General features: G+C 61.7%; 10 protein-coding genes. 5 read left to right on the forward strand and 5 right to left on the reverse strand.

The features are described 5' to 3' along the window. The first annotated feature begins 198 nt into the window (after positions 1–198). Positions 199–639, forward strand: coding sequence for a peptidylprolyl isomerase (locus KBY72_RS12640; RefSeq protein WP_254961486.1), 441 nt, complete (start codon positions 199–201; stop codon positions 637–639). A gap of 64 nt (positions 640–703) precedes the next feature. Here KBY72_RS12640 and KBY72_RS12645 read toward each other — a convergent pair whose 3' ends face one another. After that, positions 704–898: a hypothetical protein gene (locus KBY72_RS12645; RefSeq protein ID WP_254993731.1), complete on the reverse strand. Its 195-nt coding sequence runs from the start codon at positions 896–898 to the stop codon at positions 704–706. Between the two features lie 133 nt (positions 899–1,031). Beyond that, on the reverse strand, positions 1,032–1,679 hold the full coding sequence (locus tag KBY72_RS12650; RefSeq protein ID WP_254961483.1) for a response regulator transcription factor: 648 nt from the start codon (positions 1,677–1,679) through the stop codon (positions 1,032–1,034). Between the two features lie 365 nt (positions 1,680–2,044). Here KBY72_RS12650 and KBY72_RS12655 point away from each other — a divergent pair, with 365 nt between their 5' ends. Continuing rightward, positions 2,045–2,206: a ribbon-helix-helix domain-containing protein gene (locus KBY72_RS12655; RefSeq protein ID WP_254961482.1), complete on the forward strand. Its 162-nt coding sequence runs from the start codon at positions 2,045–2,047 to the stop codon at positions 2,204–2,206. A gap of 42 nt (positions 2,207–2,248) precedes the next feature. Here KBY72_RS12655 and KBY72_RS12660 read toward each other — a convergent pair whose 3' ends face one another. The 3 genes from KBY72_RS12660 to KBY72_RS12670 all read right to left on the reverse strand — a co-directional run bounded on the left by KBY72_RS12660 (position 2,249) and on the right by KBY72_RS12670 (position 5,449). Beyond that, positions 2,249–3,325: a helix-turn-helix domain-containing protein gene (locus tag KBY72_RS12660; protein ID WP_254993732.1), complete on the reverse strand. Its 1,077-nt coding sequence runs from the start codon at positions 3,323–3,325 to the stop codon at positions 2,249–2,251. Between the two features lie 93 nt (positions 3,326–3,418). Beyond that, positions 3,419–3,931, reverse strand: coding sequence for a J domain-containing protein (locus KBY72_RS12665; protein ID WP_254961480.1), 513 nt, complete (start codon positions 3,929–3,931; stop codon positions 3,419–3,421). Positions 3,932–3,958: 27 nt separating this feature from the next. Beyond that, the gene (locus KBY72_RS12670) at positions 3,959–5,449 is read right to left on the reverse strand and encodes a class I SAM-dependent methyltransferase (protein WP_254993733.1); all 1,491 of its coding nucleotides are present in this window, start codon (positions 5,447–5,449) and stop codon (positions 3,959–3,961) included. Positions 5,450–5,720: 271 nt separating this feature from the next. Between KBY72_RS12670 and KBY72_RS12675 the strand changes: the two genes are divergently transcribed. The 3 genes from KBY72_RS12675 to KBY72_RS12685 all read left to right on the forward strand — a co-directional run. Beyond that, positions 5,721–10,517 (forward strand): beta strand repeat-containing protein, encoded by a 4,797-nt coding sequence (locus KBY72_RS12675; protein ID WP_254993734.1) that lies wholly within the window; start codon positions 5,721–5,723, stop codon positions 10,515–10,517. A gap of 101 nt (positions 10,518–10,618) precedes the next feature. After that, complete coding sequence (locus tag KBY72_RS12680; RefSeq protein WP_254993735.1) at positions 10,619–12,721, forward strand: hypothetical protein; 2,103 nt, start codon at positions 10,619–10,621, stop codon at positions 12,719–12,721. Beyond that, positions 12,721–13,323, forward strand: a 603-nt coding sequence (locus tag KBY72_RS12685) for a hypothetical protein (protein WP_254993736.1), incomplete at its 3' end; no start/stop codon positions are given. The genes KBY72_RS12680 and KBY72_RS12685, both read left to right, overlap by 1 nt.

Raw genomic sequence — 13,323 nt, forward strand, 5'->3', positions numbered from 1 at the left:
CCCCAGGATCCCCAGGCGGGCGCGGCTGAGATCGATGCCGTTAGGGGAGTTGGGGGTGGGGCTGCTCATCGGCGGCGGGGTCTGGCGACGGGGCGTTGAAAAGGTTTGGTCCGGCTTGAACCTGCCCCATTCTCAGCATGGCGTTTCAGCCGGTTGGCCCGTGCCACCCCATAAAGTCGGCCTTTATCCCCTGCCGCCGTGACCAAAGCCTTGATGGAGACCGACGCCGGCACCATCGAACTCGAACTGTTCGAGGCCGATGCACCCAACACCGTGGCCAACTTCACCAAGCTCGCCAAGGAGGGCTTCTACGACGGACTGGCCTTCCACCGCGTGATTCCCGGCTTCATGGCCCAGGGCGGTTGCCCAAATAGTCGTGAAGGCGCCCGTGGCACCGCCGGTACCGGCGGCCCCGGCTACCAGATCAACTGCGAGATCAATAGCCAGAAGCACCAGGCGGGCACCCTGGCCATGGCCCATGCCGGCAAGAACACTGGCGGCTCGCAGTTTTATATCTGTCACGGAGCCCAGCCCCACCTTGATGGCGTGCACACCGTGTTCGGCCTCACCGGCAACATGGACGTGGTTACGGCCCTGAAGAACGGCAGCCGCATCAACAAAGTGACAATTCAGGACTGAAAGCTGACAATCCAGGACTGAAAGCTGACGCTTCAGGATTGGCTCAGTGATAGTTCAGTAAGCCCTAAATCCCTTCGCCATTCCGGAGGGATTTTTCTTGTGAGGCCGAATCAACCGAATCGAGATAACTGGTTAGCAGGGAGACGATCAGATCGGTCAGAGTTTGATCATTCAGCAGCGCCTGACGCTTGGAGCGCAGATGTAGCTCTGATGACAAAAGCACTGAGAGCTTTTTGACCGATTTTCCCGAATTCTTCACTAGAGGGAGGCGAGCATGGAAAGGAGCTTTTGGAGCGCTTTGCAGGAGATGCATGCCTGTTAAGCGGTATCTGCATAATTACACCTTTTCAAGGCGGTAGTTGGCGTTTGCCCCCCCCCCCATGTGGGGAGGGTCAAGAGTCAGGGCGCCGCCGCCAAGACCAAGCCGCGGCAGCCAGGCGGTTGTTGCTGCCCAGCTTGCGTCGGACTGTCTTGACGTAGGTGCGGGCGGTTTCGTAGCTGAGCCCCAAGCTGGTGGCGATCTGGCGATCGCTCAGGCCCCGGCCGATTAGGTCCAGCACCTCCTGTTCACGAGGCGTTAGCTGGGGCTCCCTGGAGCGCTGCTCAACTGCTGGAGAGCCCGGATCCACCTGTTGCGGCTGCCGTAGCGAGGGGCTGCGGTAGCGGCCAGAGCGCAGGATCGCCATTAGGGCGTTCACTAACGGGTAGTCGTCGCCGCCGATGTCGTGCGTGTGCAGCACCGCATCCACCAAGGCATCGATTTCCCGGAAGGCTGATTTGCTGTCCTGTGCGTCCAATATCAACAGGATCTTGAGCTTGGGTTGTTGTTGCCGGGCCTTGCGGCAGAGGCTGATCGCGTCGCCCTCCTCAAGGGGAGAGGCCACGATCAGCAATCCCGGCTCAAGAGCCGCCAGGGCGTCTACGGATTCCGCTTCGGTGGTGATGGCTTTGAAAGGGCGACTCTGCCGCAGAATCAATTGACCGATCAGCAACAAAGTAAGCCTGTTGCCGCTGGCCATCACGGTGTTCTGAGGCAGCATTGTAGTTAAAAACCAGCTCCGCACACTGCGCTGATGGCTGCGAAATTCCTTGATTCGACTTGTGAGGTCCATCGCAACATCTGAATAGGAAACGCTGACTGGGGAGCTTTGGAATGTATTAATTGATACGGTTGGTGACCTGAGCGTGAATTTGCGACTGCGATGAAAGCGGCTGGATTGCGAAATAAAGTGGCCGGATTGCGAAGCAAGCGGCCGGATTGACAGTCGAACCCGACAACATTTTGTATTGTGGCAAAATTCTATTCCATTTGCGAATGACCAGCCCTGCTTCGGTTGCAGAGCCTCGAGAAGTGCAAGCTCTGTCAGAGGGAAATCCCAAATTCAGCCCTGAAAGGTCTGGGGCCATGGAGATGTCTGCAGAGAGCTCCGACTCGATGTCCCGCATCACCGTGAGCCTGCCGCGCAGCCTTTGCCGTCAGTTTCGCTTGCATGCGCTGGATCAAGACACAACGCTCTCGGCCTTAATGGCCAAGTTGATTCGCCAGGAGCTCAAAAGTTTTGAGTGAAACTTATCAATCAAGATCGAATTTTAATAATTAGTATTTGCTTTATGTGTTGGGTGATTTAATTACCATTGCTACTTGGTGGCTTTGGCCTTCTTCCCCATCCATGTCGATTAAGCCCTCTAGGTATTGAATAGCCGCTTTTGCGCTGCTGAATTTGTAATATCCAGAGACTTTGCTTATTTCGTCGTCTTGTGTTTTGATGTATTGCGCTTCGTGTCTGTCTTCCGTGGGGCTAACCCCGTAAACATCCTTGTAATGCTGGCGATTGAGACTGGTATTACTGAGGCCGCAGCGGCCCATCAATTGTTGAATTGAGAGGGGCGCCATATCGCCACACCAGAGAAGTTCGCGTAACTTACTTATGCGGGCCAATTTCAGCCAGCGCATTGGCGAAATTGCCAACACGCTTTTGAAGAAAGCCTGCACGCTGCGGGGGGTCAGGCTGATTTCAGTAGCTAATTTTTGCAAGCTGATCGGCTCGCTAATCCGGCTCAACATCCACCCGATCGCAAGCGAAACGTGGCCTGCGGCGTTGGCTTCGCTGGCTGTGGGCGGGCCCAGCAGGAGCCTTAGCTCCTGGCCGAGCTGTTTGAAAAAAACCTCCGTGAGCTGCACCTGCTCGCGAACGTCAGCAGCAGCCAGTTGCAGACCCAGGACTTCGATCAATTGCAGCAGCGACTCCGGTGCCGCGGCGCCTTGTAGGCAGGCGAGCTGGGACACCGGAATCGCCTGGGCGGAGAGCTCGCGCAGCAGGGCGGCGCTTTCCATTCGCAGGTAGGTGACCTTCGAGTTGCGATGGTGGTTGACACAGCTGTGGTTGGCGAAATGCCAGTGCAAGCTTGGGCCTGTAGTGAGAGGGCTGGAGTCGCTTAATGGGGTGGTGCTGCTGTAGCCCCCGGCGTTGAAGCTGAGCATCAACGCAAAGAAGGCGTCGGGAAGCTCGCTATGGTTGCTGGCTTGGCCGTGGGTGCTTACGTATCGCAACAGCAGCCCTGGGCTTTCTGTAGTGCGGATCTGGAAGTGAAAGTCTTCGGAGGCCTTTTCAAGGCTGGCCTTCGCCTTAGAGGTCAGAAAGCTTGCATAGCGGTCGGCCTTGCCCTCTAGCAACAGGTGCGGCACCGAAATTAAAATTTAAGCGCTACAATCTTATTCATTTTCCTTAATAAGCGCAAGGCCCCTTTCTTATTAATGAGTAGGCAAGGGCCCAACCCATCAAAACCAGCGCCAGCGGCGCCTCACGGCGGGCAGGGGCGGCGGCAGCGCCTTCACCAGTTGTCGTGCCGTGGCATCACGGCCAAGCTGGCGCAGGGCTTCATAGGCCCGCAGGCGCCTAAGCCAGGCCGCGTTGTCGCCGCCTTGATCTGGATGCCAGCGCAGGCTGCTGCGGCGCCAGTGACGCCGCAGCTCGCTGACGCTGCAGGGGTCGCTGAGGCCGAGTTCGGCGCGGCAGCGCTGGGCAAAGGGTTCTAGCTGGCTGGCCTCCAGGGCCAGGGTGCGGCCATCGAGATCCACTATCGACCAGCCGCGGCGGCGCCGGCGCTGCTGGTTGAGGGCCTGCTGCTGGCGCTGGCCCTGCTCTTGCAGGCGCTCACTGGTGATGGCGTCGCGGCATGCCTGGCTCCAGCGGTCCATCAGCAGCAGGGAGAGCGACAGGCCGGCCCGCAACAGGCCCCAAAGGGCCGCCAGGCCGAGCAGGGATAACAGCAGCGCGGCAACAACTGCCAAGCGTGGGTGAGTGGCGGGGGCGCCTCCTTATGGCAGCACGCCAAGGGCCTGCAGCCGCGGTTGGCGTTCGGCAAAGGCCGTGAGCTTCTCGGCCGCTTCACCCTGGAGGCTGCGACCGCGGCCGGCCAGGCCCTGCTGCAGGTGCTGTTCCAGCTCCTGGCCGCCCAGGTGGCGGCGCTGGCCATCGAGGATCAGGGCCTCCACCAAGGAGAAGACCACGGCGCCGCCGCTACCGGGCGCCAGCAGATGCTCGTAGGGCCGCCCATCGAGGATCAGCTCAAGCAGCTGGTCGTTCACCTGGCGGGCCCGGTTGAAATCGGCGCAGGTACAGCGATCGAAGCCGATGCGGCCGGAGTGAAGCAACAAGCTCACGGTCTTGGCCAGTTCCGGTAGGGCAATGCCGGTGTCCTCGAGCAGCTGGCCGAAGCTGCGGGGGCCGCCTGTGAGGCCCTGTTCCAGCTGGCGGTAACGCTCGACAGCACCGCTTACCTGGCCGAAGCTGGTGGTGAAGACGTAACTCTCGGTGGCGGGCGCCTCTAGGAGGCGCAGCATCACGCCGCTGATGCGCTGGCGCAGTTCGCTATCGGTGCTGAAAGCCACACCGCGCAGGAACAGGTCGCGGCGGAATGACTGGTTGATGGCCAGATCCTGCAGGCTCTGGCGCAGGCCGGGATCGGTTTCGGCCAGCACGGCGGGCCGCACGTTGGCGGGCAGCAGATCAAGGAAATTTTCCGGCAGGGTGGCGCTGGCGTGGAAGCGCAGCTTGTGGGTGGCGCAGCGGCGGTGCAGGTCGGCCACATAGATGGGCTGCCAGCCCTCGTTGCCGTATTCCTGTAGCACGTAGGCGGCGTTTTGATTGGGAATCTGGGCCAACTTGGCCCGCAAGGCCGGCTGGGCCTGGGCCAGGGCAGAGGGGGCTTCAGTGCTGCCGAGCAGGCCGGTGAGCCGTTCAGCGGCACCTTTGAGGGTCTGGCCGGAATGGGCGCCACCCCGGCGCAACTCGTCGGCCAGGTGCTGGTAAGCGGTGGCGGCCAGCCAGCCGGGAAAGGTGTTGTAAGAGCAGTAGAGGATGCCGCCAGGCGTTAGGGCCGCGGAGGCCAACTGCAACAGGGCGGCCTGGATCGGTTCGCTGATCCAGGTGGCGATGCCATGGGCCACCACGTAGTGATGGGCAGCGGACAGGGGTCCGGGGCTGGCGGCGAGGCTGAGGAAATCGGCCTCCTGGAAGCTGATGTTGGCCAGGCCGAGGCGCTGGGCCAGCCGGCGGCTGTGCACGATGTGATCGGGCTGGAAGTCGATGCCTGTGAACTGGCCCTCGGGGTAGGCGGCGGCGAGCAGGCAGAGCCCGAAGCCCATGCCACTGCCGAGCTCGAGGTAGCTGAAGGCTTCGCCCTCATGGCCTCGGGGCGGCTGGTGGCCCTTGAGCAGGGCGGCAAAATCCAGCCAGGCTGGGGCCAGCTCGCGGTAGGCGCCGCAGGTGTACGAAGTGGCACTGAAGTAGCCGTGATCCCAGGCCATGGCACAAAAACGAATGGGCGCCAGCCTGAACGATCAACTGCGGCAAAGGGTGGGTCAGCAGGCGGCAACGCGCTGATGCGCATGGGCGATTAAGCGGCAATGATTAAAGCCGCTCAGTTGTTAATGAGCAGATGTCAATTTGCGCAGAGTTGCCTTGCCTAGTGGGCGTAAATATCCCCCTAAAGTGTTGCTCAAGCGGGAATACTTGTGAGACGTCCCCAAGGGGGGGCGTGTGCAATAAACAGCGTTCCCCCAACTTTTTCCCAAATCCATGGCTGCAACAGATTCAGCAACAGGCGTCAATAACAGCGCCGTCGTCGTCGGTCAGAACCTGACCGACACCGTGACCGCAAGCTCCACGGCCACCGCCGCCGCCACCACCGTTGACGGCATTGCCACCGGCAACGCGGTGTCGATTCAGGACGTAGGCGTCCTCGACTCCACCCTGAACGTGGGCGGCAACGGCACCCTCACCGTCAACGAAACCGGTGTGGTCACCGGTTCAGCGACGACGGTGAATGCGGTCAACGCGACGCCGTTCCTTGCAGTTCCTTCTTTCTCATCTCCCACCTTCACTCGGGGCGCAACTGACACCGCCGCCATGGCTAACGGGGATCAGATCCTCGTGACTAACGGCACTGTCATCACTCCTTACTACGTAACCAACTACACAGCGGCTGGTGGAGCGGGCGCTGCTGGTGACACTTTCCAGTTGGCCCTTACGCCTGGTGGCACAGCGGTTACGGCTTCTCCAACCGGCCTGGCGATAACATCCCCAATCGTTGCCTCCTCCGCCTACGCCGGCTTCACCGGTAACACTGGCGGCATCATTGATTCGGCCACTGGCGGCTCCACCACCAATGATGTGGTGATCGGCGCCGCCGCCACCGTTGGCGTAACGGTCGACAACACCGCCACTGCCACCTCGGTCAACACGGACGGCGGTTCAGCCGCCACCGCTTACATCAAAGAGAGCTACGGCCTCGATGACGTGGGCGTGCAGGCCGGCACCACCGGCAGCCTGATCGCCAATGTCGACGCCAACGCTGTGGCTTCCGCCACCACCGTTGGTGCTCCTGCCGGGGGCACAGCCGCCGCTGCTGCCACCTCCGCAGCCACGATCACCGATGCGGTGGGCATCAACTCGGATACCGTTGGCTCCGGCAACATCACCTTCGGTGATGGCGCCACGATCAGCGCCACCGCAGGCACCAGCGCCGACAAGCTCCAGGTTTCGGCCACATCGCTCACCACCACGGGCGACGCGACGGCCACATCGACCCTGGGTGATGCCGTTGGTATCAGCACGGTCCAGAACACCACGGCATCCAACGACAAGATCACTGTCGGCAACGATGCCACGATCACGGCACTCGGCTTCGCCGATGTGAAGGCTGCCGCCACCACCACCAATGGTGACGCCGCTGCCACCGCTATCACTACCGACACCTCCGGTATTGAGGCTGGCGACATCGTCGTTGGCGACGGTGCCGTGATCCAGACCCAAGCAGGGATCACCAGCACGGTGACGGCTGCCACGATCGGGTCGAGCTTGGCTGATGCCTTCACCGCCACCGCCACCAACACGGTTACCGATACCGCTGGTCTGGACGTTGAAAGGCTGACGGTTGGTGGCGACGCGACCAAGGCCGGTAGTTACGGCATCCTCGGCCGCACCGATGCCGATCTGGTCACGACGGCTAGCACCACCGGTGCGGGCGGTAGTGCGGCTGATGCCGCTCTCGCCACGGGCACCCTCAGCAAAGCCATCGGCATCGACATCGGCGATGGAGCAGCGTCGGTCGATGGCCTCACTGTTGGCAACAACGTCAGCATCGCCGGTATTGCCGATACCACCAACGCCGTCACAGCCAGTTCGGTGGCGGGCGAAGTAGATGCCATCAGCAACAGCACCACGGTTCAAGGCATCAACCTGACCAATCCCGCCGTGATCGGTGGCAGCAGCACGATCCTGGGCCAAGGCCTGGTGGATGCGGAAGCCACGGCCACGACCACGGGCTCTACAGGCACCGTTGCCGCCGATGCCGACGCCAGCGTTGGTGCTGACCTCGTCGCTGGTATACAGCTGTCCAGCGCCGCCGCTGACGTCAGCAGCATTGGCACCAGCGGCACGATCACCGGTAATGCCCAGGTGTTGGCTGATGCCGTCGCCACCTCGGTGTCCGGCACGGCGACTGCTACGGCTGGTGGAACTGCGACTACACCACCTGCGACACCTAACGCTGTATCCAGCAACAACCTTGACCTGGTTGGCGTTGGCTTCGGTGACGGCGCGTCCACGACACTCGATACGGTGAGCATCGGCGCCAACGCCACGATTACCGCCACCGCTGCCGACACTCTCAAGGCCACCGCCACCTCGACCGCCGAGGGCGCGGCCGCCACAACCCAGACCTTCACCTCCAAAGGTCTGGTCACCGAAATCCTCACCGTTGGCGATAACGCCACCGTGACCGCCAGCAGCACCCTCAACGGTGCAGCCGTCGCCACCACGGTGGGGGATGCCGCCAACACAGCCACCGATACCGCAGTCGCTGCCGCCACAGCCACCACCAACGTCGGTGCTGACACCAACGTGACCGGCGGCTCCACCACTTTCGGTGCCGACGCCACCTTCTCAGCGACGGCCAGCTCCACTCAGGCAGCGACTGCTACCTCAGTCCAAGGTGACACCGACTCGAAGGCGACCACAACAACCAACATCGGTCTCGATGCTCTGACCACCACGGTCGGCGATCAAGGCACGATCACCGGTAAGGCGACCGGCAGCGACACCGCAGCTGCCACCTCCACCTACGGCGATGCCATCGCGGCTGCGACCGGCACCACCAACCAAGGTGTGAACAGCGACGGCGTGATGACCGTTGGCGGCAGCGGCAGCCTCACCGGTACGGCCAGCCTCGGGCTGACGGCTACCTCCGTCACCGTTGGTGACAGCTTTGCTGCACCTACGGCCGGTGACCGTTCACAAGCCACCACCACTACCACCCTCAACGCTGGTCTGTCGCTTGATGCGGCTGCTACCAAGATCGGTGACAAAGGCACCGTTACCGGTATTGGCTCGGTCACCAGCGCTGCCAGCGCCACGGCGACCAAGGCCGATGCAGCGGCTGGCATCACGGTTACCGCTAATACCGGTATCGATCTCACCGGTCAGACCCTGACCGTGGGCGACGCCGGCACCATCGGTGGCCAGGCCACCGGCGCCAACACCGTTTCAGCTACCACGGTCGATGGCGATGCGGACGCCACGATCGATGCCGGCACCACCAGCGGCCTCGGCGATGGCACCGGAGCAGTGGTTGTCGGCAACGGCGCCGGCATCATCGGTAACGCCACAGTTACCAACACGGCCACGGCTGCCGCCACGGATGCTGACACCATTGGAACGCCTGTAACTGCCACCGTCAACAACGACGTCGTGCAGGGCATCAACCTGGCGAGCATCAACGCCGGCAACGGGGCGTCGATCGCCGCCAGCGCCACCAGCACCCAGGCGGCCACCGCCAGCAACATCGGTGATCCCGGTTTAGCTGATGCTGGCGCTACCGCCACCGTCGGCCTGAACGACCAGATCCTCGGCATCACCTCCACCACCCTCACGGTGGGCAACGACGCCAGTCGCCTCACAGCCACCGCCAACCTCACGGGTACGGCCACGGCCAGCAACATGAGCGGTACCAGCACGGCGCGTGCCGGCGTGAGCTCGGATGTCGGTGCTCTCGATAGCACCAGCACTGTGCAGGTAGGCGGCAGCCTCACCAACGGCGCCACCTTCCAGGCAGTCAGCAACCTCACCGGTACGGCCACCTCGGTGGAGGATTCGGCCACAGCCAACGTCGGTGGTGCAACCATCACCGCTGGAAGTGTCGTCACTGACTCCACCGTTGTGGGCGTCAATTCCTCCAACATCACTGTTGGTAATAACGCCGGCACAATCTCTGCTACGGCAGCCTCCACGCTGAATGCCACAGCATCCACCACCGGCAATGACGCAGCAGTAGGCAGCACGGCCACGGCCACGGTTGCCCAGAACGCTGACGGTTTGCTGACGAGTGCGGTATCCATCGGTAACGATGGAAACCTCACCGCCAGCGCCACCTTGGTGGGTAACGCCGCTGCCACCAACGTTGGCAACACGGCTGCGCCAAATGATGTCGCCGCCGCTTACCTCACCCTCGATTCCGCGGGCATCACCCAGACCGGTGGACAAGACATCACCATCGGTGATACCGGCAACGTCACCGCCAATGCCTTCGCCTCCGGCTCCGGCATCGCCCAGAGCACCAATGGCAATGCCACCGCCGACGGCAACCTCGACGTCACGGGTCTCAACCTGAACAACGTAGGCAGCCTTCTCACCATCGGTGCAGCAGGCAACGTCTCTGGTCTGGGCGTGATCGGCACGCTCAACGCCACCGGCACCCTCGGCAACCAGGTGCAAATCACCGCCGCCACCACCGATGGCATCGCCAGCGCCACCGGCGACTTCGATGTCACCGGCATCCTGGGCGCCTCGGACAACAAGATCACCGCCGGTCCAAACGACGGTGATGTGCGAGGTCAGGTGCTGGCAGGCGGCAACGTGCTCGCCTCCTCCACCGGCAACACCAATGCGGATGACGCCACCGCGTCCATCGGCACCACTGCCAACGCCACCAAGCTCTCAGGTATCGAGAACATCGACATCATTGGTGGTCAGGTGGGCACCAACTCGGTGATCGGCACCTCCCTTGGTGACTTCGATGCCACCGCCACCTCGGTGAAGGGCGATTCCACCGCCTTCAGCAACGTGGATGCCTTCGGCATCCTCGGCAACGGCAGCGACACCATCAGCGTCAGCGGCGGCATCACAGCCATCGCCCAGCTGAGCAACACCGTGACGGCTACCTCCGTCAGCGGCAACGCCGTTGCCACCGCCACCAGCGATGCCGTTGGTCTCTCTGGTTACAACGTGTCGATCATCGGCAGCGGCACCCTCAATGCCTCCGCCATCTCGAACTCCCAGTCCGTGGCGAGCTCGGTGGGCGGTCGCGTCGGCGCCTGATCAGGTACGGGGCGCCTGCGGGCGCCCACAAGGGGGTTGGGCCACAAGGTCCGGTCCCCTTTCTGTTGATCTATCCGCTTCCTTGAGGTCGTTTCGTTTTCATGCCTGAATATCTGCCCGTCACAGCCGCCTCCCGCTCGGTAGCCCTGCGCTTTCAGCCGGATAGCGACCTGCTGGCGGGCAGTTTTTTACGCCTGATTAGCAGCCCTGATGCCAGCGCCACGGCGCGCACCATCGAGGGCAGCGAGCTCACCGCTGCCAGTGCCACCGCCCGCGGTATCGGCACTGGCTATTCCCGCTACTACGAAGGTCTCGTTGACGAGTCCTTCTTTAATAGCAAAAATCTTTCGATCGCCTCCGGTGGTGGTCAAATCGACGGCAATGCCGTCGCTAGTGCCTTCGCCAGTGGTCGCGGTGACATCAGTGCTGATGCGCTGGCCACCAACATCGGCCTGGCCAACCTCAGCTATCTCGATCGCTACGGCGGTGCGCTGCTGATCGGCAGCAGCGCCAACCCGTTCACCGCCTCAGCTACGGCAGGTTCGGGTTCGGTGCTTGGCCCCCTTGCTGGCAGCACGCCTACCAACACGCTTAATGCCACTGCCGTCGTGCGTGGTCTTGAAGGCAGCGCTTCAAACATCGCGCCCGCCTTCCGCTTTTATGGCCAGCCCAATGCGGTGGTCGCAGCGACTGCCGAACTTACTGGTGGTGGCAGTGGCACCATCCAAGGCAACGCTTCAGCTGATGCCAAAGGCATCGACAGCTATGAGATCAAGGCTGTTCCCTTTGGTAACGGCGATGGCACAGCCACAATCACAGGTGATGCTGCCGCTCGGCTAGCGCTGCCCCGTCTGTTGAATGCAGCCAGCGATAGCGTCACGCTTAATGGCAATGCCGTCGGTATAGATGGGTCGCTTATTTACGGCGCCCCGACGCTCAACACCACAATCACTGGTAAGGGTGTGGCCAGTGTTGATGGTGACGGCTCTGATGCCCTCCAGCTCGAGCAGCTCAAGGGTATCGGTATAAGCAACAGCTTTGTATTCACCAACCAGGGCAACGACGTTGTCCGCGGTTTTGGTGGCATCGCTGCACCGCAGCTCTCCCTAGCCGCCGCCATCGATGCCGACACCGCCGGTATCGATGCCACCGGTATGTACACCGGTTTGGGCAACGACGTCATCTTCGGCAAGATCCTCAATGAAGTGGAGACCGACCTCGACGCCGACGGCAATGGCCTATTAGAGGAAGAGGTGTTTCTTGATCGTTCTGCCCAAGACGGCAGCATCGGCGGCTTCGATGGCATTCGCAACTCCTACGCCAACACCGGCATTGGCCATGATTTGATCGCTGGCTCCAGCAACGGCAGCCATTTCAACGCCGAGATCGGCAACGATTCGATCGATCTTGATCGCGCCAAAGGCAGTTCACTTTGGGGCGGCATCGGCAATGACCTACTGCGCATCGGTGGTGCCGAGGGCAGTGGCGGCCCCTCGCTAAACAATGTGCTCTGGGGCGGCATCGGCAACGACAACCTGCAGGTGGGCAGCGGCGATGGTTCGGTACTCGATGGCGGCTACGGCCAAGACATCACCACCGGCGGTACGGGCGTTGATCGCTTCATCTTCTCGGAAGGTGGCGCTGCTCTGTTGGCCTCTTCGAATTCCTATTTGGGTGAAGATTTGGCCGATCAGCCCCTCTGGGCTTCCCTCTCCCAGACCCAGAAAGACACTCTTTGGGATACGGGCCAACTGCTCAACTCCGCTGGCACCCAGCTGCTCGGCCAGCTCGATACCATCCGCAACTTCCAGGCCGGCAACGGCGGCGATGTGCTCGAGATCAGCAATTCCCTGGCCAGCATCACCGAAGAGCTTTGGCTGCAGAAGGGCGCCATCTTTGGTGTCAACTCCACCGGCAATCTCACCGTGCAGGAGGCCAGCGCCGACGGCACCAACCGCGTTGGAGTTGTTGTTGGCACTCTCGCCGACATCCAACGCCTTGGCATGGGTTCACCTTCCATCGGCTACGCCACCGACACTCGACAACTAATGTTTGACGCTGACGGCAATTGGAGCCAGGGCGCCATCAGCCTCGGCACGGTGAATGTGGCAGGCGGCTCGCTCACCAAGAGCAACTTCGCCTTTGGTTCCACCACCGGCAACGGGTTAGGTGAAGCGCCTACCGCTCAGGGAGGGGTGGGCTGATGGCTAACTTTTACTTCGGGACCCCAAATTCTGGAAACGGGACAGGCACATCCACAGATCCTTGGAATCAGGCAGGCATCAACGCAGTGGTATCGGCGAATACCTTTACTTCAGGGGATATCCTCTCAGTCATCTCTGGCCCAGCCGTCCAACTGTCATCCGCTACGGCTGACATCTTTGCTTCCATCTCCGGTGATCTCGCCCTCACTGACACCACAATTACAGCCGTTCGTCTTAATAGTCTGGATGCAAAGACCAGTGGCACGATCACAGCCACCACGGTCACATCTCTGACGGGTTCGGCGGGCGTGGTGGCCATCGCCATCAGTGCCACTGGCATCAACCTGGCCACAGATGTTGGTGTCACCCTGGGTGCTGGAACAGCACCTGCGGATACTCTCAACACAATTGATATTAATACAACCGCTGTGGTGGATGCCACCGCATTGACATTAATCTGGGGCTCGGCGACGAGTGTCAAGTCAGCGATTACGTCTGCCGGCATCAACACTCCACCTGGCGTTGGTGTCGACCTAAATGCTGGAGCGGTTGCGGCCACGGATCTCATCGCGATCGATGCCAACACCACCGCAGTTGTAAGT

The organism is Cyanobium sp. BA5m-21, assembly GCF_024346235.1.
Lineage (GTDB): Bacteria > Cyanobacteriota > Cyanobacteriia > PCC-6307 > Cyanobiaceae > Cyanobium_A > Cyanobium_A usitatum.